20 protein-coding genes are annotated in these 25200 nt (G+C 34.2%); 6 read left to right on the top strand and 14 right to left on the bottom strand.

Translation table 11 applies throughout. The features are described from left to right. The 14 genes from MKS83_RS12735 to MKS83_RS12670 form a co-directional block, all read right to left on the bottom strand. Nucleotides 1-669, bottom strand: coding sequence for a hypothetical protein (locus MKS83_RS12735; protein ID WP_240579997.1), 669 nt, complete (start codon nucleotides 667-669; stop codon nucleotides 1-3). Further along, the gene (locus MKS83_RS12730; RefSeq protein WP_240579996.1) at nucleotides 666-1529 is read right to left on the bottom strand and encodes a glycosyltransferase; all 864 of its coding nucleotides are present in this window, start codon (nucleotides 1527-1529) and stop codon (nucleotides 666-668) included. Before MKS83_RS12730 ends, MKS83_RS12735 begins: the two co-directional genes overlap by 4 nt. A 5-nt stretch (nucleotides 1530-1534) precedes the next feature. Continuing rightward, the gene (locus MKS83_RS12725) at nucleotides 1535-2356 is read right to left on the bottom strand and encodes a glycosyltransferase family 2 protein (protein WP_240579995.1); all 822 of its coding nucleotides are present in this window, start codon (nucleotides 2354-2356) and stop codon (nucleotides 1535-1537) included. Nucleotides 2357-2467: 111 nt separating this feature from the next. After that, entirely contained in the window at nucleotides 2468-3034 is a 567-nt protein-coding gene (locus MKS83_RS12720) for a glycosyltransferase family 2 protein (RefSeq protein WP_240579994.1), read from the bottom strand. Further along, nucleotides 3027-3929, bottom strand: a complete 903-nt coding sequence (locus tag MKS83_RS12715; protein WP_240579993.1) for a glycosyltransferase family 2 protein — start codon at nucleotides 3927-3929, stop codon at nucleotides 3027-3029. Before MKS83_RS12715 ends, MKS83_RS12720 begins: the two co-directional genes overlap by 8 nt. Further along, nucleotides 3929-4948 (bottom strand): acyltransferase family protein, encoded by a 1020-nt coding sequence (locus MKS83_RS12710; RefSeq protein ID WP_240579992.1) that lies wholly within the window; start codon nucleotides 4946-4948, stop codon nucleotides 3929-3931. Before MKS83_RS12710 ends, MKS83_RS12715 begins: the two co-directional genes overlap by 1 nt. A 24-nt stretch (nucleotides 4949-4972) precedes the next feature. Then, complete coding sequence (locus MKS83_RS12705; RefSeq protein ID WP_240579991.1) at nucleotides 4973-5764, bottom strand: class I SAM-dependent methyltransferase; 792 nt, start codon at nucleotides 5762-5764, stop codon at nucleotides 4973-4975. Then, nucleotides 5751-6992 (bottom strand): ABC transporter ATP-binding protein, encoded by a 1242-nt coding sequence (locus MKS83_RS12700; RefSeq protein ID WP_240579990.1) that lies wholly within the window; start codon nucleotides 6990-6992, stop codon nucleotides 5751-5753. The genes MKS83_RS12705 and MKS83_RS12700 overlap by 14 nt, the downstream gene beginning before the upstream one ends. 43 nt (nucleotides 6993-7035) lie before the next feature. Next, nucleotides 7036-7884, bottom strand: coding sequence for an ABC transporter permease (locus MKS83_RS12695; protein WP_240579989.1), 849 nt, complete (start codon nucleotides 7882-7884; stop codon nucleotides 7036-7038). A gap of 134 nt (nucleotides 7885-8018) precedes the next feature. Further along, on the bottom strand, nucleotides 8019-8882 hold the full coding sequence (rfbA, locus tag MKS83_RS12690) for a glucose-1-phosphate thymidylyltransferase RfbA (protein WP_100377270.1): 864 nt from the start codon (nucleotides 8880-8882) through the stop codon (nucleotides 8019-8021). Between the two features lie 21 nt (nucleotides 8883-8903). Further along, complete coding sequence (rfbB, locus tag MKS83_RS12685; RefSeq protein ID WP_240579988.1) at nucleotides 8904-9983, bottom strand: dTDP-glucose 4,6-dehydratase; 1080 nt, start codon at nucleotides 9981-9983, stop codon at nucleotides 8904-8906. Next, nucleotides 9980-11242, bottom strand: coding sequence for a hypothetical protein (locus tag MKS83_RS12680; protein WP_240579987.1), 1263 nt, complete (start codon nucleotides 11240-11242; stop codon nucleotides 9980-9982). Before MKS83_RS12680 ends, rfbB begins: the two co-directional genes overlap by 4 nt. 1 nt (nucleotide 11243) lies before the next feature. After that, nucleotides 11244-12164: a glycosyltransferase family 2 protein gene (locus MKS83_RS12675; protein ID WP_240579986.1), complete on the bottom strand. Its 921-nt coding sequence runs from the start codon at nucleotides 12162-12164 to the stop codon at nucleotides 11244-11246. A gap of 45 nt (nucleotides 12165-12209) precedes the next feature. Further along, on the bottom strand, nucleotides 12210-13523 hold the full coding sequence (locus tag MKS83_RS12670) for a UDP-glucose dehydrogenase family protein (RefSeq protein ID WP_240579985.1): 1314 nt from the start codon (nucleotides 13521-13523) through the stop codon (nucleotides 12210-12212). A 228-nt stretch (nucleotides 13524-13751) separates the two neighbouring features. Between MKS83_RS12670 and rimP the strand changes: the two genes are divergently transcribed. From rimP to MKS83_RS12640, 6 genes are all read left to right on the top strand, one after another. Beyond that, the gene (rimP, locus tag MKS83_RS12665) at nucleotides 13752-14219 is read left to right on the top strand and encodes a ribosome assembly cofactor RimP (protein ID WP_240579984.1); all 468 of its coding nucleotides are present in this window, start codon (nucleotides 13752-13754) and stop codon (nucleotides 14217-14219) included. A gap of 16 nt (nucleotides 14220-14235) precedes the next feature. Further along, a complete protein-coding gene (gene nusA / locus MKS83_RS12660) occupies nucleotides 14236-15471 on the top strand; it encodes a transcription termination factor NusA (RefSeq protein ID WP_100377265.1) in 1236 nt (411 codons plus the stop codon). Between the two features lie 78 nt (nucleotides 15472-15549). Beyond that, nucleotides 15550-18534 (top strand): translation initiation factor IF-2, encoded by a 2985-nt coding sequence (infB, locus tag MKS83_RS12655; protein WP_240579983.1) that lies wholly within the window; start codon nucleotides 15550-15552, stop codon nucleotides 18532-18534. A 301-nt stretch (nucleotides 18535-18835) separates the two neighbouring features. After that, nucleotides 18836-21673: a SusC/RagA family TonB-linked outer membrane protein gene (locus tag MKS83_RS12650; RefSeq protein WP_240579982.1), complete on the top strand. Its 2838-nt coding sequence runs from the start codon at nucleotides 18836-18838 to the stop codon at nucleotides 21671-21673. A gap of 18 nt (nucleotides 21674-21691) precedes the next feature. Continuing rightward, a complete protein-coding gene (locus tag MKS83_RS12645; RefSeq protein WP_240579981.1) occupies nucleotides 21692-23158 on the top strand; it encodes a RagB/SusD family nutrient uptake outer membrane protein in 1467 nt (488 codons plus the stop codon). Between the two features lie 94 nt (nucleotides 23159-23252). Continuing rightward, nucleotides 23253-25190, top strand: a complete 1938-nt coding sequence (locus MKS83_RS12640) for a putative porin (protein ID WP_240579980.1) — start codon at nucleotides 23253-23255, stop codon at nucleotides 25188-25190. Nucleotides 25191-25200: the final 10 nt, after the last annotated feature.

Genomic DNA, 25200 nt, shown 5'->3' with positions numbered 1-25200 from the left:
TTATAAATATTTTTTTACTAATTCTGTCAAATACTCGTTAGGTTCTTTTCCTTTAAAATAATCTGTTGCTTCTTCACAAAATTCAACCATATAGAAATCGCCGTCATTGATTTCTTTATAGGAAGATTTTTTGCCGATCTCTCCTTCTAATGCAGAAACAATTTCTTCGGGCTTGTAATAATAAGGATAAGAAAAGTTTAAGATTTTATTATACTTTTTACTATGTAGGCCTGAAATAAAGGTGTTGAGATCCTCAATTCCTAAAATCAACCGTCTTGCTTCCGTATGAATTTCAAAACTGTCGTTCTGAAGAATTTTATTTTTAAAAAAATTAAACAGCGTATTAGGATTTCCACCTTTGCCTATTAAATTTCCTATTCTTATGATTAAATAATCATTGGAATGATCAGCAATATATTTCTCCATCGCTTTTTTGTGAAGTACATATTGGCTTTTCTGTTTCGACTGATCCGAAATACTTAAAGTTGAAAAGTAGAAAAAGCGAAGGTGAGGATATGACGTTAAAGCATTTTGAAGTAAGGTAAATTCTCTTTGAAATTCGGAATCTTTTGTTTCCAATGAATTTGAGACACCTGAAGCAAAAAACAGAACTTCATCCGAGTCTATATTTTGTAAAGATTTTGCTATGAGACCATTTCCTATAATCATTGTGTTTTTTTATTAATGTCAGATGAAAATCTGATGTAATTGAAATATTTCTTTAAAATTAAAACCTTATCTTGAAATGTAAGATATTTAAAGGGAAAAAATTTGAAAGAAAAAAGAATGTTTTCTGAATTTATGGGATAATGAGTAAAATATTGATGCAGAAAAGAAAGAAAAGTTTTTTTTTCTGTTTCTGAATTTTTTGGATGCGGGAATTTGCTTTCTATTTTTTCTTTAATTTTAATATTAGCATCCAACCATTTTTTATCACGGTTGCCTTTTGAAAAATGTTGAACAAGAATATCATTCACTACATAATTCTGAAATTTTTTTGCTGCTCTCAGGCTGAAATCAAGATCATAGCCGTGAAATCCTTTTATATTTTCATTGAACTTAATTGTATTGAAGTTTTTTTTAGTAATCGCCATAAAAACTCCGTCAATAGCATATACTTTTGTTTTTTGCTGATGAACAGATTGTAAGTGTTCTATTATTGTTTTTTCTTTATCACTTTGTAAGATATTTACAGCATTATATTCTTTTGAAACTGTCCAACTCGAAGGAGCAACAGGAACATATGATGATCCTGCAACGCCAATAATGCCAACTTCTGGATTGTTTAAATGATGTATTAGCTTTTCTCCCCAATTTTCGGTATGAAAAATAATGTCTTCATGAATGAACAATAGAATTTCATATTTCGATTTTTCGGCTCCTGAATTATAAGCTTCTGTAATGCTCATCAAATTAGGATTCCAGATCCTGATAATTTCAAAATCTTCAATACCAATAGTTTCGTGCACGCTTTTTGAAAACCTGCTGAAATCATTTTCCTGATACGACGAAACTATTATTGAAATCATAGAATTTATAGCTTTTCTATTAATTTGTATAGGAATCTGGTGAAGATATTTTTTGAAATTTCACCTTCCAGTCTTTGTAGTTTTGTAATTTTCTTTTGTTGTATAGTAAAGTTTGTAATAGGATTTTTATCAAATAATAAATATTTGTCTAGGTGTTTTGTGTATATATTTTTTTCTGTTACCAATTGATTGTCCGCAGATTTTAAAAACTCGGTATCTCTCGATATTTTTTTTCTTCGATAATAGAAACCGGTATAATCTAATTGCAAAACTTTTGAGTCAGGTTGTAAAATGGAAAGCCAAAAATCCCAATCCTCCATTCCAAGGACAAAAGAGGTATCATATCCTCCAACATCAAGCCAAGATTGCTTTCTAAAGAATGCTGAGCAGAAAATATGGTTTATCCATAGCATTTCTGAGTAAGAATATTTCCGGAGATTCCAGGGTCCGTTTTCTGTTCCAAATAAATTAGCTTTACAATAAATAATGGTAAAATTATTTTCAAAATATTTTGCTGCTCGTGAAAGATATTCTGTTCCGATTTTATCATCACCATCAAGAGGCAGAATCCATTCACCTTGAGCTCTTTCAATTCCAAAATTTCTGGCGGATGAGACACCTTCGTTTTCTTTCTTTAAGTATTTAAAACGGGCATCTTTTTCAATCCATTTTTTTGCAGTTTCTTCTGTATTGTCTGGAGAACCATCATCTATAATAATGCATTCCCAATCCTGATAAGATTGCTCCAGAATAGAACGCAGACATTCATCCAGATATTGCGCTTGGTTGTAGCATGGAACAATAATAGAAACTCTAATAGTGAACATACAATAAGCTTGTTTTAACGTTTAAAAAAATTAAACATTCTATTAATAAATAAGTATCTTTTACTATTTAATATTCTTTTATAATGATCGATCTGAGACTGAAGCTTTCTGTTATTTATTAAAAGATTTAAAAAGTCTTTTTAAAGAAATGAAGCTTAACCAAAAATCCCAATCTTCATATCCAAGATGCATGGTTTCGTCAAATCCGCCAATCAATTTCCAGTCATTTTTTTTGAAAAAAGTCGTGCAGAAAATTTGATTTTCAAAAAGAATAAGGAAGGGATTGAATTCGGGAAGATTCATGTTTTCAGTACTGCTTCCAAAGAACTGGCCATCACAATAAATAAGATCTGCATTGTGGAAGTTGTTGGACGCCAATTCTAGATACTGATTTCCAATTTTATCATCCCCGTCAAGAGGTAAGATCCATTCTCCGTTTGCATTTTCAATTCCAAAGTTTCTTGCTGACGAAACGCCTCCATTTTCTTTTTTTAAGTATTTAAAACGGGAATCTTTCTCAATCCATTTTTGAGCAGTTTCTTCGGTGTTATCTGGAGAACCATCATCTACAACAATGCATTCCCAATCCGTATAAGATTGCTCCAGAACAGAGAGAAGGCATTCATCCAGATACTGCGCCTGGTTGTAACATGGAACTATGATGGAAATTTTAGGCATTCTTTTTATAAATATAATAGGTTTTTTTTAGAGCTTTCAAAAAAGCAGTAAATTTCAAATGTTTAAGATAATAAAAAATTACAGGATAATAAAAACTGAACCCTTTCTGATAACTTTGATATATGTACTGATTAATTATTTTATTGATGAAGTCAAACGAAAAGAAATTAGAATATTTTGTGATAATAATGCTTTTCATTTGATGTAATGCTTTTTCTTTTAATTCATCATAATTATTAGATCCCGAAATAGATTTAGTACTTATTCTTACTTTAACTTTTGTGTCTTTTATGTAAATAATATTGTGCTTATTGGCAAATGCTAAAATAGCGAGATCGTCGCTTCCCCATGCAAGTGGCAGCTTCTCAAATTTATGTTTTTTGTAAATAGCCATTTTAAAAATATTTTCAGAAAGACTGCTTTTTATTTCATCGTGATATTTTTGTAAAAAAAAATCTTGTGGGGTAATTTCTGAAAAAGGATACTCAAAGTCTTTAATAAGCTGATTATCTTCATCAATCCACTGGTGAGAAAATTTTACGACCGAAGCACTCTTTTCTTCAATATAGGGGAGTTTTTTGTAAAATTCTTCAACAAAGTTATCTGCAATTACATCATCATCTCCCAAAATCTGAAACCATTCTTCTTGTACATTGTCTAAAATTCTCTCCCATTGCAATGCTAAATTTTTTCCACCCAGATTTTCTGTATAGTCAAAATAATGATAAGAGAAATCTGAGGCATATTTTTCTATAATGGGCAAGGGATTATCGGGACTAGCATCGTTTCCAATATATAAAACAAAATTTCTGTTGTTTTGAACAGCAACAGACTTTATAGTTTCTTCAAAGAAATCTATTTTGTAGTAGGGAATTATGATGGCGAGCTTTTTCATTAAAGAATATTTTTATATTTCAGCATTCTTTCTTCAATGATATGCCATGAGCAATAAGCAAGAATGTAAGTGATGAGTAAACTTATAACCATTAAACTGGAGGAATTCAGATGGAAAAAAAACATCAATATTTGCTGGACTATAAATCCGTAAATATAAACTCCATAGGAAATATCCCCTAGTTTTTCAGTGATTGAGTGGGTATGTAATGTACCAATGAACAAAACGATTATAGGTAATATGAACGGAGATACAATGGGGTAAAAATTAAAGATAAGTGAAACTATTAATGCTAAACATAAAAGAATTCTTATGTAAAGTGTATTGTACTTTTTTAAATTAATACAAGTTAAAATACTTCCTGAAAGAAAGAACATTGCTAAACGATAGAGTTGCTGAGCGTCTAAATAAATATGTGAGGCCAAAAACGCCTTTAAAAAATAAGGTTTAAATTGAAATAATAGATAGGAAACAATAAATGTTAAAATTATAATTGTGAGTGCCTTATTCGATTTTCTTAAGGGATACAACAAAAGCAAAAAAAGATACATGGTAAATTCGTAGCTCAATGACCACAAACTGCCATTAATTGCTTTGGGATATATATTTTTTTCAAATACTCCGGGAATATCATATTGAACTTTGTATAACGAAAGGCAATTAGGAGCATAAGTCCAATAGAGTTTTTCATGGAATATATTTTTACCGGTATAAACGAAAGGTACAACAAGCAATGTGAAAAGCATTAATATAAATAGGGCTGGATAAAGCCTTAGTAATCTCTTCCATAAATAATTTAACCAGCTATTGCTTCTTTTTAAACTTATAAAAATGAGGTAGCCACTCATAATAAAAAAAGAATCTACTGAAAGTGCTCCGAAAGTTAGTTGTCCTTTAGTTAAGTCTGAAAGAATTTCCTTTTCTCCTGTTAATGGAAATGAGTGTGATACGATGACCAGACTGGCAAAAATCAGTCTGAGAATATCAAAATTATTCTTACGGTGTAAAGTAGTAAGCAATGAATAATAGGCTTTTGATGTTTTTTAAATAATTTCCGAACTTGTTTTTTTCCTCAGTACCAGAGTTTGATATCCTTCATGACATTGATTCATATCATATTGACCAGCAAATTTTTCGAAACTCTTTCCTTTTGTTATTTTTAAATTTTCTTTGGAAATTCTATTTAGAATTCTATTTTTTATATTGTATTCTTTTCGCTTACTCTCTTCTTGGATTATGACTTCCTGAATCATTATTTCTACAATATCAAATCTGTCTTTAAATAAATTTTGAAAATCATAAAAGTTCCATTCAATTACATGAAAAGGATTTTTAGGAGCAGAAGTGGTTGTTTTAGTAATTGGAGTTGAGATAAGTAGTGTTCCGTTATCAGATAAGTTTCGGTATAGATTTTCAATAAAATCTAAATAATTGGGAATATGTTCTACAGTTTCAAAACTTACGATAACATCAAACAGGTGGTCATGGATGAATTTTGTTGCATCAGCAACAAACCTTTTTAAGTTTTGGCGGGCATATCTGTGGTTTCCATATCGTATAGCATCTTCACTTAAATCAACCCCTATAACAGATTCCGCTCCCTTTTCTGCCATTAAAAATGTACCATATCCACAACCACAAGCTATATCCAAAACTTTTTTTTGGGAAGTATATTGCAGGGCATACAAATAACGGTTTAGATGTTCGTCTTCATACCTTTTAAGCATAAAGCCATATACCCATCTTTCAGCTTTGCCATAAACCAATAAGTCAGAAAGGTTTCTGAGCTCGAAATTTGTACAAAATAATTCTTCTTCTAGATTATTTTCTTTCATTTGTCCAATTTTGATTCACTATAAAATACCCCTGAGAATAATCAGGCTTTTCTATAGTGTAATTATCTTTTACATTCACTTGTAAGCCTTTATCATAATAATCGAATACCTGAGAACGGTCACCAATATAAATTTCGCAAGTATATTTTCCGGATTTTAAAGGGAAATTTTCAATTTCACAATAAATTATATTTTCGCCTGTTTCTAAATCGAAATTCTTCTGAAAGTGTGCAGAAAACGGAGTGAATAAACGGTTGCCTAAATCATCATTAAAACCAATTCCAATATTTATATTCTTTATATTTTTATGCGAATGAATGTGGAATTCTAAAATTCCATTTTGAGTAGTTTGTAAATTACTTTCTCTGTCATTTTTAGCATAACTTTTAAAGCCCTTCAAATAAATTTCCTTATTTGAATTCGGAATTATTTCTTCACTTTCAGCATTGTGAGTATAAATGCTTATAACATCATTAATTTCTGCCGAATGCTTTAATAAACCCTTTTCTAAAAGAATACCTTTGTTGCATAATTTTTTTATTGCCAGCATATTATGACTTACAAATAAAATAGTTCTTCCTTCACCTTTACTTACGTCACCCATCTTTCCAAGACATTTTTTCTGAAATTCGGCATCACCAACCGCCAACACCTCGTCTACAATAAGAATTTCAGATTCTAAATGAGCCGCAACCGCAAATGCTAAGCGGACATACATTCCCGATGAATATCTTTTTACAGGTGTATCAATATATCTTTCTACTCCGGAAAAGTCTACAATTTCATCAAATTTTCGGGTAATTTCTTTGCGGGTCATTCCTAGGATCGCTCCGTTCAAAAAAACATTTTCCCGGCCTGTCATTTCAGGATGAAAGCCAGTTCCGACTTCCAAAAGAGACGCAATTCTTCCGTTGGTATATATCTTTCCAGTAGTAGGCTTAGTTACTTTACTTAATAATTTTAGGAGTGTTGATTTTCCGGCGCCGTTTCTTCCGATAATTCCTACCGCATCTCCCTGCTCAATCTCGAAATTAATATCCCGTAAGGACCAAACATAATCTGAGCTGCCCTTTACAGATCTGTCATTGGTTTCGCCTATCTTTAGGTAAGGGTCTTCTTTGCCCCTTATTGTATGCCAAAACCGATTAAGGTCATGAGAAAGAGTCCCGGTTCCTACCTGGCCAAGACGATATTGCTTTGATATGTTTTCTGCTTTTAAAGCTAGCATTTATATTTACTTCTATAGTGTTAAAAACTTCAAATTGTCTTCATTAAACAGTGTCCATGAATGTTTTTTCAACTTTATTAAAGATGACAAGACCTATCATAAAGATAACAAAAATTATAATGGTGCTGAGTCCCAACATCAACGGAGAGAAATCTCCAACCCCGATCCAAGAATATTTAAAACATTCGAAAATACCTGTAAGAGGATTATAATATGATATTTTTTTGAATATTCCTGTCAGTGATGAAGCTGGGTAAATGACTGGGGTTGCATACATGTACAGGCTTACACCAAATCCTAAAATCATATTGAGGTCTTTATATTTCGTGGTAAGAGATGAAAATATCATTCCTGTTCCTAAAGCAAATACAGCCATTAAAAAAATAAGGAAAGGAGTAATTAAAATCCACCACCAATGAGGATGTATTTCTTCCTTCGATAAATAATAACCCCATACAATTACAAATAAAAACATTTGTACTCCGAAGCGCATAAGATTGGATATGACGATAGAAATAGGAGTAACGAGTCTTGGAAAATACACTTTACCAAAAATTCCTGCATTTCCTGCAAAAGTGTATGAAGTTCCCGTTAAAGCAGAGGAAAAATAATTCCAAAGAGTTACCCCTGCCAGATAGAATAAAAGAGGAGGAGAGCCATCTGTAGGAAGTTTTGCGATTCTTCCAAAGACAATTAAATAAACAATAGTGGTTAAAATAGGGTTAATAAAAAACCAGATAGGTCCTAAGATTGTTTGCTTGAAACTTGAGACAAAATCTCTTTTCACAAACATATATACAAGATCTTTATATTTCCAGACTTCCTTTAATTTTAAATCAAATAAAGAATGTTTATCTTCTATTGTTTCCGTCCACTTTTGTGGTTGATCCATCTGTGTGTTTTTTAATGATTCAATACTTTGTTACAACAAATAAAAAAGCAAGAACTAAGGTATTAATATTTGTTGGGATAACAATAAAACTACCGATCTATAGTCGATAGTTTAACAATATTTTAAATTGTAAGTTACTTTTTTATTAAGTTTTTAAGATATTCTCCATATCCGCTTTTGCCATATTTAGTAGCGGTTTCAAGGAGCTTTTCATCGTTGATGAATTTGTTTCTCCATGCAATTTCTTCAATGCATCCAATCTTAAAGCCTTGTCTTTTCTCAATGACACTTACAAATTCTGAAGCATCATGAAGTGAGTCAAAAGTCCCTGTATCCAGCCAGGCTGTTCCTCTGTCCAGAACTCCTACTTCAAGTTTTCCTTTTTGAAGATAGACATTGTTGATATCTGTAATCTCCAGCTCTCCTCTGGCAGATGGTTTAATATTTTTTGCAATTTCAACTACGTCATTATCGTAAAAATATAATCCCGGAACAGCGTAATTGGATTTTGGCTGTAATGGTTTTTCTTCAATGGAAACTGCTTTAAAATCTTCATCAAATTCAACAACACCGTATCTTTCAGGGTCTGAAACGTGGTAGGCAAAAACAACACCACCATCGGGATTCGTTTTATTTTTTAACAAAGTTCCCATTTCTGATCCGTAGAAAATATTATCACCTAAAACCAGTGCAGCTGGATCATTCCCAATGAATTGATCTCCTAGGATGAAGGCTTGAGCAAGACCATCCGGACTGGGCTGAACGACATATTCTATATTGCATCCGATTTGTGAACCGTCTCCTAAAAGCTTGATAAATCCTGCCTGATCATGTGGCGTTGTGATGATCAAAATATCTTTAATTCCTGCCAAAAGCAATGTAGAGAGCGGATAATAAATCATGGGCTTATCATAAACCGGCATCAGTTGCTTGCTTACGGCGATGGTAAGAGGATATAATCTCGTTCCTGAGCCACCTGCTAAAATAATTCCTTTCATCTGATCTTTTGTGATTTTGAATTAGTTATATTGTTTTTCGTAATAATTTTGATAATCTCCGCTCGTTACATTTTCCAGCCATTCCTGATTTTCTAAGAACCAGTCGATTGTTTTTCCTAATCCTTCTTCGAAGGTCACGGACGGTTTCCATCCCAGATCTTTATTCAGTTTGGTAGCATCGATGGCATAGCGTTTATCGTGTCCAGGTCTGTCTTTTACATAAGTAATTAACTTTTCAGAATAACCAGCCGGTTTGCCTAGTTTTTCATCCATCTGTTTGATGAGTTCTTTCACCAAGTCAATGTTTTGCCATTCGTTGAATCCTCCGATATTGTAAGTTTCCCCGGTTTTCGCCTCATTAAAAATCTGATGGATTGCTTTGGCGTGATCGATGACAAATAACCAGTCTCTTGTATATTTTCCGTCTCCGTATATTGGAAGCGGTTTTTCATTAATGATATTTGAAATACAGAGAGGAATCAGTTTTTCAGGGAAATGATTCGGGCCGTAATTATTGGAACAGTTAGAAATGATAAACGGCATTCCATATGTGTTTCCATAGGCTCTTACCAAATGATCTGAAGCAGCCTTGGATGCAGAATAAGGAGATTGTGGATCGTAAGGTGTAGTTTCTAAGAAAAAGCCTGTTTCTCCCAGACTTCCATATACTTCATCTGTTGAAACGTGATAGAAAAGGTTTGTTCTTTTTTCATCAGGAAATCTTCCGTGAGTGTGCTCGGGATTCAATGTCCAAAATTCTTTACAAAGATTCAGTAGATTTGCTGTTCCGTTTACATTGGTATTAATAAATGCCATCGGATCTGTGATGCTTCTGTCTACATGACTTTCGGCAGCTAAGTGAACCACTGCATCAGGATTGTATTTTTCGAAGATCGCTCTTAATTCTTCTGGTTTGGTGATATCTGCTTTTTCGAAAACATAGTTGGGCTCGTTCTCGATATCTTTCAGATTTTCAAGGTTTCCGGCATAGGTAAGTGCATCAAGATTAATAATCGTTGTTTCAGGATTATTCTTTACAAATTCTCTTACTACGTGAGAGCCAATGAATCCGGCTCCGCCGGTAATAATGATATTTTTCATTTTGATATTTTCAAAAAGGAATTTAAGGTCAAAGATATTAAAAGTATTACCAAAATAAGAAAAGGGCAATACCAAATAAAAAAATCTATATGTTTATGAATGTGTGCATGTTGTTGAAATAAAATAAACCAACTGAAGGGTGCTAAAATAGAAAACCATGTCGTAAAAACCAGTTTTCTGTCAATTCTTTTCAGGGATAAATAAACTGAACATATAATTCCTGTCAATAGAATCACAGCAAAAGGTATTTTTATAAATGTAAGATCTTCGTTAACGAAAGAGTTGCCTAAATAGCGTGTAATAATATCTAAGTGAAACTTCTTGAGCATAATTAAATGATGCTGGTTGGGTTCATAGAAATATTCACTGCTTGATCTTCTTGTAAAAGCATCTTTAAGATGGTAAATTCCGTTTTGAACACTTCCGGTAAGAAGATAAAACTGGTAGAGTAAAAAGCTTATGTTAAGTAATAATGGAATCGTTAAAATGATAAAATGTCTCCAAATGAAATTCCAGTAAAATGAAATTTTGTTTTCAAAATGGTAATAAATATATGGGATTGAAGAGCTGATCAAGAAAACGGTAATAAATTCAAACCCGGTAAACCAAAATTTTAAAAAGAAAAGGAATGAAAGAGTGAAAATATATTTTTTAAAGCTCGGATTTTTCTTCTTTTCGAAAAACAGTAGGCTATATACAAAAGGAAGAAAATATACCCAGTTGCACCACCAGCTGCTTTTTCCATATAAAAACAGCCAGTAATTAGGCAAAAGAAGTAAAAATGTAATAACTGAGACTCTAAAATTAAATCTTTGGCTAATCCAATAAAGAAATAAAGAGAGTAAAATACTTAGTGAAAGAGAATTAAATATTCTGAAAAGATCAAGATTTATGGCATTGTCAAGTCCGAAAGCTCTATCAAATAAGCTGTACAGAATTGCCTGGCCTCCAATTTGTGTTTTGTACGGATCATAAGCTGTTTTCTCAGGAATTTCGTTTCTGATATACTTTTCATAAACCTGTTTTCCAACGACTGATCTTCCGCTTCCGCTTCCTTTGAAATAATAGGTTCCGGTAAATCCTCCGTCATCCATGATCTTTCCGTGTTCGGAATTCATGATTTTTCCAATCACAAGAGTCTCTGATTCTTCAAGTTTACTATACTCAAATTTTTCTTCAGGAATCAGGTGAAATGTATTGAACTGAGTGTTCAAAAAGAAAAGTATTGTAAAAAATGAAAACCAGAACGCCTTTTTCATGTTAGTTGGTGTTATTATACCGCACTTTGAAATTCTTTTTATCAATAATACTGATGTTATCCAAAATCAGCCCGGTGGCAAGAGAAAGTATGGAAACGATAATAAGCATGATTGAAAAAATTAACGTAGGGACCTTATAAACATATTGATATTCAAAATATTCCCTGATCGGAATAATCATAAATAGAATTCCTAAAACAAAAAGAATAATAGAAACCATTCCAAAAAATAAAAGAGGTTTATAAAGTCTTACAAGATTGAAAAAAAGCTTGATAACTTTAAATCCGTCTGTAAAAGTATTCAGCTTTGAAACGCTTCCTTCCGGCCTGTCGCGGTAATTAATAGAATACTCTTCAATGGTAAGTCCATAATGCAGTGCATAGATGGAAAGATCGGTTTCCAGCTCAAACCCTTTAATAGAGCTTGCGTAATTTTTGACAAATTTTCTTGAAAAAATTCTGTAGCCGGAAAGAATATCTTTTAATTCCGAGCCAAAGAAAATATTGATGAGGTTTCGAACCAGATTATTTCCGAAATTGTGAAAAGCTCTTTTGTTTTCTTTTTTATAACTCTTGTTGGAAAGCCGGTCTCCGACAAGCATGTCGCATTTGTTTTCAATAAACTGATTGACCATATCACGAATGCATTCCACAGGATAAGTATCATCGCCGTCTATCATAATATAAAGATCGGCATCAATTTCCCTGAACATTCTGAAAACAACATTGGCTTTTCCCTGTTTTTTTTCATTTCCAACAATAGCGCCTGCTTTTGTAGCGATTTCTACAGTGGTGTCCTTTGAATTGTTGTCGTAAACAAATATTTCGGCTTCCGGAATATAATGCTGAAAGTCCTTAACCACTTTTTCAATGGTTAAAGCTTCATTGTAGCAGGGAACAAGAACTGCTATTTTAGGATTCATTTGTGTTGGTAATTTATTGGTTTAAAGTTGCTGTGAGATCAACGACTAAGATTTTATCGTTTTTCTTCCTATACTTTTATAATAAAATCCATTCTGTGCAGGAACCTCCAATGGATACATATTTCTTCCGTCGAAAATAACCTTATTTTTCATTTTCTCACCCATCAGTTTAAAATTGGGGTTTTTAAACTCCGGCCATTCTGTCGCAATGAATAATGCATCTGCATTTTCAAGAGCTTCGTACATGGTTTTTGCATATTCAATTTTATTGCCTAATACTTTCTGTACATTTTTTTCAGCAATAGAATCGTAGGCAACAATTTTTGCCCCCTTTTTTAGCAATAATTCAATATTGTCTAACGAAGAAGCTTCTCTGATGTCATCTGTATTCGCTTTAAAAGCAAGACCCCATAAAGCAATGGTTTTACCCTCAATATTTCCGCCAAAATATTTTTCGATTTCGGAAACTAAAATTACTTTCTGTGAAATGTTAACATTTTCTGTCGCTTCAAGAATCTGAAAACTAAAATCCTCTTCTTTTCCGGATTTAATTAATGCTTTTACATCTTTTGGAAAACAGCTGCCTCCATAACCTATTCCAGGGAATAGGAATCTGTGTCCAATTCTGTCATCGCTTCCCATTCCGAGACGAACTTTATCAACATCGGCACCTACTTTTTCACAATAATTGGCAATTTCATTCATAAAAGTAATTTTTACTGCTAAAAATGAATTCGCTGCGTATTTTGTAAGCTCCGATGATTTTTCATCCATGAATATAATTGGAATTCCGGTGTTGGTAAAGGGCTGGTAAATTTTTGCCATGATTTCTTTGGCCTTTTCTGAGCTGGATCCCACGACTACTCTGGCAGGATTCATCGAATCTTCAACAGCAAAGCCTTCGCGTAAAAATTCAGGATTAGAAACAACATCAAAAGGAAGATTGGTTTTTGAGGCAATAACATTTCTTACTCTATCTGCAGTTCCTACAGGAACCGTACTTTTATTTACGATTACTTTGTATTCGGTCATCATCTCGCCAATAGAATTGGCAACCTGTAATACGTAAGACAGATCTGCAGAGCCATCTCCGCCGGGAGGAGTAGGTAAAGCAAGATAAATGACTTCACTTTTATCTAAAGCCTCTTTTAAATCGGTCGTGAAAAACAGACGTTCTGCCTGTATATTTCTCAGGAACATTTCCTCAAGGTTCGGTTCATAGATGGGAACGATACCATTTTTCATTCCCTCCACTTTTTTTTCATCAATATCAACACAGTAAACCGAATTTCCCAATTCTGCAAGTGTAGTCCCTGTTACCAGACCTACATATCCTGTTCCTACTATTGTAATATTCAAAGTATATGTTTTTAATAATTCATGACAAAAATACTAAAAATACTTTCACAGTTTCCGATAATTACGATATGCTTTTTGGTTCGTTAGTGAGAAAACTTATCCATCTGATTACTAGACTAATTTGTATTTTTAGTAAAAATGTCTTATATTTGCAGAAGATTTACGGAAAAAACAATGGGAAGGCTTCTAACGAAAGCCTTTTTTCGTACAGTAAATCATAAAAATATTATGGAGTTTAGAAAAAGAATTGAAGAATTATTGAACGATTTCCTTGAGACCAGAAAGGATTTGTTTCTGATAGATTTAAAAATTTCTGCAGGAGATGATATTACGGTGATTTTGGATGGAGATAATGGAGTTTCTCTTCAGGATTGTCTGGATGCAAGTCGCGCCATAGAATTCAATATGGATCGGGAGGAGCATGATTTTAGCTTGCAGGTAATGTCTGCCGGTTTGAGCGAACCGTTGGTGACACCACGACAGTTTACAAAAAATATCGGAAGAGAGATTGAAGTGCTATTAAATGACTCTTCTAAAATTGAAGGTGAACTGGCAAAAGTGGACGAAGAAAAAATCACTTTGGTATTGCGTTATCGTAAACCAAAAGATATTGGTAAAGGAAAGGTAGATGTAGAGGAGGAAAAAGAAATTCCTTACTCTGAGATTAAGAAAGCTTTAGTAGTAATTAAATTTTAATAAGAAAAAAAGATAAATGGATAATATAGCGTTGATTGAATCCTTTGGTGATTTTAAAGACGAAAAAGGGATCAGTAAGATCGATCTGATGGCAATTATTGAAGATTCTCTTAAGACTCTTTTGAGAAAAAGATATGATTCTGATGATCATTTTGATGTGATTGTAAACCCTGATAAAGGAGATTTTCAGATATTTTTGAACAAAACGATTGTTGAAGATGAAATGTCTGAAGATGATGATCTTGAAATCGAGATCTCTGAGGCAAAGAAAATTGACCCGACTTTTGAAGTAGGTGAAGATTTTACAATGGAAATTCCTGTAGCGCAGTTGGGAAGAAGAAATATTCTTACTCTAAAGCAGATTTTAGCGACAAAACTTCAGGAGCATAACAATGCAATGCTTTATGAGCAATTCAGAGATAAGATTGGGGAGATTGTGGTAGGAGAAATTCACCATATCCGTCACAAGCACGTAATTCTTTTGGATGATGAAGGAAATGAATTTATCCTTCCTAAAGAAAATCAAATCCCTTCTGATTTCTTTAAAAAAGGTGAAAACATCAGAGCTATTGTAGAAACAGTAGATTTTAAAGGGTCAAAACCGCAGATTATTATTTCCAGAACTGCACCAAAATTCCTGGAGAAATTATTGGAGCTGGAAATTCCTGAAATCCAGGACGGAACAATCATGCTGAAAAAAGTAGTGAGAATTCCTGGAGAAAAGGCAAAAATTGCAGTGGATGCTTATGATGACAGAATCGATCCGGTAGGAGCATGTGTGGGTGTGAAAGGATCAAGAATTCATGGGGTTGTAAGAGAGTTGAAAAATGAGAACATCGATGTAATCCAGTGGTCTAAAAACCCTGAGATTTTGGTGAAAAGAGCTTTAGGAAATGTTACCATCAATAAAATTGACATCAATGAGGAGGCAAATTATGCGTTAGTTTATACTCCTGTTGAAGAGATTTCTAAAGTAATTGGAAAACAAGGTCAGAATATCAGACTGGCTTCTTGGTTGTCAGGATACGAAATCGATGTATACAGAGAGTCTAGTGAAGATGACGATGTTGAATTGAAAGAATTTAATGACGATATCGAGCAGTGGATTTTGGATGAATTTAAGAAAGTGGGTCTTACAACTGCTAAATCGGTGTTGGATAAAGATACTGAGAGTCTTCTGAATATGGTAGATCTTGAAGAAGAAACAATTGAAGATGTGAAGCGTATTCTTAGAGAAGAATTCGAAGATTAAGATTTTATAATAAATTTTAATAAACAGTAAAAAAGAAATACTTTAATTTTAAGAATTAAAAAACAGTAAAAATAATAAATGCCAAAAATTAGATTAAATAAAGCGGTTAAGGAATTCAACATTTCGATGTCCAGATTAGTAGAGTTTTTACAATCGAAGGGTATTGAGGTTGAAAGCAATCCTAACGCTCAATTGGAAGAAGCGGCATATTCTGCATTGGAGGCTGAGTTTGCCAAAGACGGTGAACAGCGTAAGGCTTCCCATGAGGTGGTGATCACTAAAGTTCCGGAAGAGAAGCTGGAAATTGAAGAGAAGAAAACCCCTGAAGTAATAAGAGCTAAAGCTAACAAACCAGAAACTAAAATTTTAGGTAAAATAGATCTAGAGCCTACGAAACCTGAAGTGGAAGAAGCTCCGGTTGCTCCTGTAGCACCAGTGGAAGAAAAGAAACAAGAAGCTGTTGTTGAAGAGCCGGAAGTGAAAGCTGCTCCTGAAAAACAAGAGTTTAAAGTTTTAGATAAAATCGATTTATCACAAATTGAATCTAGAAACAGACCGGTAAAAAAAGATAAGCCAAAAGTGGAGGAGAAAAAAGTAGAAGAAAAAGCTATTGAAGAAAAACCGGTTGCTGAGGTAAAGGAAACTCCTAAGCCTGTTGTAAAAGAAGCTCCGAAAAAAGTTGTTGAGGTGAAAGAAGAACCGAAAGCAGCTGAAGAAGAAAATCAGGAGCCTCAAAAAATTGAAACGGTTTACCAAAAACTGGATGGACCTAAAATTGTTGGTGAAAAAATCGACTTAACTCAATTTGCACCAAAAACTGGTCCTGGAGCTAAGAAGAAAAGAAAAAGAATTGAAAAACCTGGTGGGAACAATAACCAGCAAGGTGGTAACAATCAGCAAGGCGGTAATAATAACAACCAGGGAGGAGGTCAAGGAAACCGTCCTCATGGGAATAATAATCAAGGAAACCGTCCTCAAGGGCAAGGTGGTCAGGGAAATCGTCCACAAGGTCAGGGAGGTCAAGGTGGAAACCGTTTTGGAAACAATAATCAAGGAAACCGTCCGCAAGGTCAAGGAGGACAGGGTGGAAACAGAGGAGGATTTAACAGAGGAGGACAAAACAACAGACCTGGTCAAAGAACTATGCCTGTTGAATTGACAGATGAACAAGTTAAAAACCAAATCAAGGAAACTCTTGAAAAACTAACCAATAAAGGAGGAAAATCTAAATCTGCTAAACACAGAAAAGATAAAAGAAACTTCCGTAGAGAACAGGATGAGCGTCAGCAAGAGCTTGATGCACAAGACAGAACATTGAAAGTTACGGAATTCATCACGGTTGGTGAATTGGCGAGCTTAATGAATGTTTCTCCGACAGAAGTAATTTCTGCTTGTTTCTCTTTAGGAGTTATGGTTACCATGAACCAGAGACTTGAAGCGGATACTTTATTATTAGTAGCAGATGAATTTGGATATAAAATTGAATTCTCAGATGCAGATCTTGAAGATACAGACTCAGAGGAAGATATTGATACTGAAGAAAGCTTATTACCTAGAGCACCTATCGTTACGGTAATGGGACACGTTGACCACGGTAAGACTTCATTACTTGACTACATCAGAAAAACCAACGTAATTGCAGGTGAATCCGGAGGTATTACCCAGCACATCGGAGCGTACAATGTGAAACTGGAGAACGGACAAAGAATTACATTCTTAGATACACCAGGTCACGAAGCCTTTACGGCGATGAGAGCGAGAGGAGCACAGGTTACCGATATTGCAATTATCGTAATTGCTGCCGATGATGATGTGATGCCTCAAACTAAAGAAGCTATTTCTCACGCACAGGCTGCAGGTGTTCCGATGATTATTGCTATTAACAAAGTAGATAAGCCAAATGCAAATCCGGATAATATCCGTCAGCAGCTTTCAGGGATGAATATCTTAGTGGAAGAATGGGGAGGGAATGTTCAGGCTCAGGAAATTTCTGCTAAATTCGGTAACAATGTAGATATATTACTGGAAAAAGTTTTACTTCAGGCTGAAATGCTAGAATTGAAAGCTAATCCGGATCGTGCTGCCAACGGAGTTGTTATTGAAGCTTCATTGGATAAAGGAAGAGGGTATGTTGCAACAATGTTGGTTCAAACCGGAACGTTAAGAGTAGGAGATTATGTTGTGGCTGGAAAAAATCACGGTAAAGTAAAAGCCTTGCTTGATGAAAGAGGGAAAAATCTTGCGGAAGCAGGTCCTTCTATTCCGGCAACCATTTTAGGATTGGACGGAGCTCCAACTGCTGGGGATAAATTCCGTGTTTACGCTGATGAAAGTGAAGGTAAAGCAATCGCAAATAAGAGAGAACAGCTTCAGAGAGAACTTTCGATCAGAACGAAGAAGCATACTACGCTTGAAGAATTAGGTAGACGTATTGCTTTAGGTGAATTTAAAGAATTGAATATTATCCTTAAAGGAGACGTGGACGGTTCTGTAGAAGCCCTTTCTGATCAGTTGCAAAGACTTTCAACAGAAGAAATCAGCGTGAATATTCTACACTCAGGTGTTGGACAGATTACGGAATCTGATATCAACCTTGCTGCAGCGTCAGATGCGATCATCATCGGATTTAACGTAAGAGCAGGAGCGAATGCTAAAGAACTTGCAGATCGTGAAGAAATTGAAATCAGAACATATTCTGTAATCTATAAAGCTATCGATGAAGTAAAAGAAGCGATGGAAGGAATGCTTTCTCCTGAAATTCAGGAGCAGGTAATCGGTAATGTTGAAATCCGTGAGGTATTCAAGATTTCTAAAGTGGGAACTATTGCAGGATGTATGGTTCTTACAGGAAAAGTTACCAGAAATTCTAAAGTTCGTTTATTGAGAGACGGTATTGTGAAGTTTGACGGAGAGCTGGAAAGTTTGAAACGTTTCAAAGATGACGTAAAAGAAGTGACCAAAGGATACGAATGTGGATTGAACCTGAAAGGATATAATGATATCGAACAAGGGGATATTCTTGAGGTGTATGAAGAGGTTGCAGTGAAGAAAAAACTGAAATAATTCACTATAAATAAATGGAAACCACTTTCTTAGAAAGTGGTTTTTTTATTTATAGTGTTTAATTTATATTGATTCTAAATAATAATTTAATTTTTAAAAATTTTATGTTAAAAGTTTTTTCAGGTAGTTATATTTTACATTTTATAGAATGATTAAACGTAATTATTATTGATTTTCGTTTTTTTATGTGTAAATACGGTCTAATGTGTAAAAGAATCTCTAAAATATCTCTTCTGAAAACTTGTGAATGTTAATATTTATTAACATATTTGCCCATTAAAATATATTAAAATTTGTTAATATGAATGTTAAACTACGTGTATTAAGTGCAGGAGCTCTGTTTTTCTTAGGACAAGCTGCTTTTGCGCAAACAACTAAGAAGGATACAGCTACTAAAGAAACTCAGATTGAGGAAGTAGTCATGATGGGACTTGGGCAGAAAAAAGCTGTTAAAGAAGTTACAGGATCTATCGGTACTGTAAAGGCTGACAAAATTAATGACTTACCTGTGTCCTCACCTGAAAAGGCTTTGATGGGTAGAGTTGCTGGGGTTCAGGCAGGAACTGCATCTGGACAGCCAGGAGGTTTTGTCACCTTGAGAATTCGAGGATATACTTCTATTAATGGTAATAACAGTCCAATATTTATCGTTGACGGTGTTAGAGTTGCTTCTGGAGATTTGACTACTCAAAACACTACAGGGAATATCTTAGCAAACTTAAATTCTGATGATATTGAGTCAATGACAGTATTAAAGGATGCGGTTTCTACGGCAATCTATGGTGCTGATGCTGGTGCTGGGGTTGTAATTATTACAACAAAATCAGGTAAAGCTGGAAAGCCTAGATTTAGTTTTTCAAGTAACATGGGTACTAACAAAATGGCTGTTAAGATGCCGGATGCAATCAGTAAGGAAAATTGGTTGAAACTGGCTTCTCAGACCATGTATAATTATACTCCTTTCGGGTTTTCATCCGTTGATGAAGCTTATAACTCAATTGTAGATCCAAACGAAGATTTCTTAGGTATTGCTCCTTATATGGGATATAATACTGATTGGGCAAAAGAATTACAAAGATCAGCAACACAGACTGAAACAAACTTCAATATGTCTGGGGGTACTGACAAATTTAAATATTATAACTCACTAGGTTACTTTAACCAGGAGAGTATGTATAAAGGAAGTGATTTCAGAAGAGCTAATATCGGTTTGAAATTTGAATATAAACCAACTGATCGTTTGACAATCAATACTGACTTTCAGTTTTCCAATAGTATAATGCATACATTACCAGATTCTGGCGCATTTGCTAACCCATTAATTGCTCAGTACTTTAACCTTCCAACAGATCCTATTAGAAATCCTGACGGATCATGGTACTATGGTATTGAAGGTAGCCTACCATCCGGTAACTTCAACTCTGCTGCATTGCAGGAAATCAATTTTAACAAAGCAAACACAACTCGTTTCTTTGGGAACTTTAATGTTGGATATAAAATACTTAAGAACTTAAACTATAAGTTTACATTTGCTCCTGAATATATCAATATTGAAGAAGATGTATATTGGTCTCCACTTCACGGAGATGGATATAGCGTTGAAGGTCAGCTAACGTCAAGTGCGAGCAGATATTTCAACTACAATATTATTAATATGTTGGAATACAGTTTCCAGTTAGGAGAAAAGAACAGGTTTAATGTTGCTGCTTTCCAGGAAGCTTATAAGTCTAATACAAGATATTTAGCTGGGACTTCAAACGTAGTTGCAGGTCTTGGATCTTCATTTGAAATGCTAGATAGTTTTGTTAAACCTATTGGTAATAACGGTTCTTATGGGCAGAGTACAAGATCAGGATATGGAGCTAACGTAAGTTATCGTTATGATGGGTTCTTAAATGTTGACGGGATGTTCAGAAGAGATGCGTTATCTCAATTCTATCCAGGGTATAAAGGTGCAAACTTTTACTCTGTAGGGGTAGGTGTTGATTTAGCAGAACTATTCTTGTCTGGTAACAAGTATATCAACACATTTAGATTAAAAGGATCTTATGGTGAGGTTGGTAACAGAATTACAGCAAGTCCATATGCCGTTTATTCTTATGGGTTAAATTATAACAACCACGCAGGTGCTTCTATGGGAGGCTTCTTTAATCCTGATTTAAAATGGGAGGTTGTAAATCCTCTTAACGTAGGATTAGACTTGGGATTCTTTAACAATGATTTGACGCTTACGGCTGAATACTTCAACAAGACGACTAAGGATATGATTCTTACTGTACCACTTTCATTATCTCAAGGTTTATCAGGATATTCTGAAAACGTAGGGGAAATGAAGAATAAAGGATTTGAATTCAGTGCTAATGCAAATATCTTGAAGCCTGAAAATCCAAAAGGATTTGCTTTAAGCATGGATGCGAATTTCTCTATTCTAGACAATAAAGTTAGTAAACTTTACGGTGGAAAAGAAATCCTGAGTGGTTCTACACTTGTTCGTGAGGGAGAAACAATGAACAGCTGGTTTATGAGAAAATGGGCTGGAGTTGATCCAACCAATGGAGATCCGCTATGGTATCTAAACGGGGTAGACGGAGAAACAACAAATGACTATAATAAAGCGCAAAGAGCTATTCAAGGAAATAGAATTGCTAAATATTATGGTGGAGTTGGGCTTAGAATGTCTTACCAAAACTTTGAATTAACTGCACAGGGAACATATAGTTTCGGAGGTAAGCTTTACGATAACTGGGCTATTTATACTCAAAGTGATGGTCAGTATAACTTGTTCTATTCTGGTTATGGTTCACAGATGGATTATTGGACTCCTGACAATCCGAATGCAGCAAATCCAAAACCTATCTACCAAGGTAACAAATTATCTAACAGGACTTCAACAAGATTCTTATACAAAGCTGATTATTTAAGATTAAGTAATATTAGATTAGCTTATACATTTGATAAAAATTTCTTGGAAGGTTCTAGAATAAACAAAGTGACTGTATATGTGATGGGTAATAATATCTGGACTCATAAGTATGATAAAAACTTAAGATATGACCCGGATATGTCGCTGGTTGGAACTACGGATTTAAATCTTCCTCCTATGAAAACATACCTAGTTGGATTTAATGTTGAATTTTAAAATATAAAAATTTAAAAAATGAAAAAATATATAACACGAGCGGCGTTAGTTTTACTTGGAACTTTTTCTTTGGTTTCTTGTGGAGATGAATTCCTAGAAACAAATTTTAGTAACACTGAAGAGCAGGCTCCAATTACTACGATAGAAAAGCTACAGGCTTTTGTCTATGGTGATTATGCTACGATGAGAGATGTAAATTACTATGGTAATTATTTCGTTACAACTTCCGAAGTAAGAAGTGATGAGATGTATTCTAATAATAGAAGTGGTTACCATACGACTACAATGAACTATACAATGGTATCTTCTGATACTCAGGCATCAGGAGCGTGGTCTGCAATGTATACAGTTGTTGCAAAAGCAAATACTATTATTAATACAACGGATAATCTTTCTTGGGGACAATCTCAAGATCCAACCGAAATTAGTGAAAAAGTAAAGCATCTTAAAGGTCAGGCATATGCATTAAGAGCACAGGCTTTCTTTGATTTGTTAAGATTATTCGGTCAGAAATATACACAAAATCCAGCTCAGTTAGGTGTTGTATTGCCATTGGAATATAATCCAAGTGCTAATATGCCTAGAGCTAGTATAGCTCAAACTGAAGCTCAAATTGAAGCAGATTTTGATAAGGCTTATCAGTATTTAAATGGTAATTCATATAACCAATATGGCGATAAAACTGTTTTGAATGACTATTCAGTACAGGCTTTAATGTCCAGATATTATCTTTACAAAGGAAATTATGCTAAAGTAAGATCTTTGGTAGCTAATATTGTTAATTCAGCAAAATGGTCTCCGGTAAATGCGGATTCTTTTATTTCTAGTTTTGCACTTAATAATGCTTCTCCTAACTCTATGTTTGAATTAGCTGTTGGTACCTCTGTTACAATTGCTCCTTCAATGAATGATTTGCTTAGTCCTTCAGGTGCTTATAAGAATATGCCTGTTAAAACTGCAATTTATAACAGTTATTCTATTCTTCCTACCGATGTGAGAAGAGCTGCTATTACAACATCTACTGCTGTTGCAGGAAGATTTATTGCTGCAAAATATCCATCTGCTGCAGGGGATACTAACATCAGAATGGTAAGATATGAAGAGGTTTTACTTAATGGAATTGAAGCTGAATTAAATGGCGGTAGTCAAACAACAGCTCAGGGGTACTTCACAACACTTTTGACAAACAGATTAAAAGATGTTAAAGATCCTAATGGTAATATAACGCAATCTATTGCTGCCCAGATTACAGCTTATGGACCTGTTGATATGAACAAACTTAAAGCTGAAAGAGCTAAAGAATTAATTGGTGAAGGATTTAGATATTGGGATTTACTAAGATGGGGTACTACTATCACTAAAAACACTACAACAGGTGGAGCTGGTGCTCCAGCTACACTGAACTTGTTAGCTTTCCCTATTCCTCAGGCAGAAACTAACGTTGCTGGTTCATTAATTGTATCTAACCCTGGTTACGATAACTAATTATAAGACTTTATAATATTATAATTAAACCCCACATTATTGTGGGGTTTTTTATTCCCCATTATTTCTTATTTTTGCTTCACAAAAGCAATAAATGAAATACATATTTCTTATCATACTCTTTCTGGGGGTTACAGCTCAGGCCCAAATAGTCAATACTAAAGATAAAAGCTCAACTCTTAAAAAAGAAGGGGACTCTGTGATTGTAGATTCGGGGAAAAAAGATTCGTTGAAGATATTCAAGCCTACCATTAATGATTATCTATATCAAAAGCAATATGGTGAAAAGAAGATTTTTGATACGGTATTGACCGTTGATAAAACAAATATTTTTTCACAGTACAATAACAGGGATAACTTTGGAAAGGCTCAGCTTGCAAATATAGGATCTGGATTCAATCCGTTGTCATATGAGGTAAATGCTGAACAAAATCTTGCCTTACTTCCCACAAATAAATCCTATGGAATTTTAGGAGTTGAAGATATTCACTATTATGACGTGAAAACACCGACTGCAACATTTGTTTATCATAATGCAATGAAAAATGGAGCAGCTTTAAAATCTACTTATACTCAAAATATAGGCAAGAGATTTAATTTTGCATTAGAATATATGGGGCTTCGTTCTCAAGGGCTTTATAGAAATTCTTTGGCGGCAAATAACAATACGTTGTTTTCAGGGCATTATGTTTCTAAAAAAGGAAACTATGAATTGTTTGCTCACTATCTGCACCAGAATGTGAACAATCAGGAAAACGGTGGAATTGCGATTGACAGTGTTTTTCAAAACGGAGACAGCAATTCAAGCAACAGACAGAATGTTCAGGTTAATCTGGGAACCTCAAGCTCTCAATTCTCCTATAGAAGATATTACTTGACTCATCAGTTAACACCTTTCAATTCGGAAAAATTTCCGTTTAAAATAAGGCATACTCTTTCTCATGAAGGGAATAAATATTACTACGGACAGACAAGCTTAGAATCTTATTGGTATAGCCTTCCTGCAGAAATTGTGACCGGAGCGCCGTATGTTTCAAAAAAATATTCGGATAACTTTAGTAATACGTTCAGTTTGGTTTTTGATAATGAAAAATTCAAGCTTGATGCGGGAGTCCGGTATCAGATGTTAAAGTTTGGAGCTTCAGAAATTTCGCTGACAGACTTGGTGATTCCCAATGAACTTAAAGAGAACAGGATTGGAGCCGTTGGAAATTTACAGATTAAATTGTTAGATAAAATCCAGTTGAATTCATTCCTTGAATTTTCTAACGGAAGCCAGTTCGGAACTTATCTTAAAACAACAAATAATTTGAAATTTGAACCGGTAAAAGATTACTTTGTCAATGCTAAAGTAAATTTTCAGAGTGTATATCCTTCTTTCAATTATCTGATGAATACTTCTGTGTATAAAAAATTCAATTATTATCTCCAGGATGCTAAAAATCAAACCGTGACGGAGATTGGAGGGAATATTAATTTGAAATGGTTTAAAACAGAATTATTTGTTAATTATTTCAGAATAGATAATTACACCTATTTTGACAGCAGCGCAAAGCCGCAGCAAAGCAATAGCTCATTGAATATTTCTCAGATCGGAGGGGATGCTACTTTTAGCTATGGTAAATTTCATTTGAATACAAGATTGCAGTTCCAAAATGCATTGACTAATAAAGACCTTTTACCTATGCCAAGTTTTATTGGAAGAGCTAATTTGTTTTATCAGGCAAAAGCATTTAAGAATGCTGCGGAAGTTCAGATGGGGATAAAAGCCTATTATTTTTCAAAATTCGCATCAAGAGAATATTTTCCGATACTTAATGAATATATCTTACCTACGGCAAATTCTTTTTCAATCGGTGGACAACCTATGATTGATGCCTACTTTAATATGAAGGTTAAAAAAATGTTCTTTTTCATAGAAGGACAGCAGGTAGGGACACTCCTTTCACACAACAAAGCATATGCATTTCCGCACTATCCGACCTATGATTTTAGGTTAAATATTGGAATCGTGTGGTACTTGTTCAACTAAAATTTATATC

The sequence above is a fragment of the Chryseobacterium sp. Y16C genome (assembly GCF_022488405.1).
In the GTDB taxonomy this organism is placed as follows: domain Bacteria; phylum Bacteroidota; class Bacteroidia; order Flavobacteriales; family Weeksellaceae; genus Chryseobacterium; species Chryseobacterium geocarposphaerae.
The sequence above is the reverse complement of the archived record's forward strand: the minus strand, read 5'-3'. Positions and strand labels throughout refer to the sequence as shown.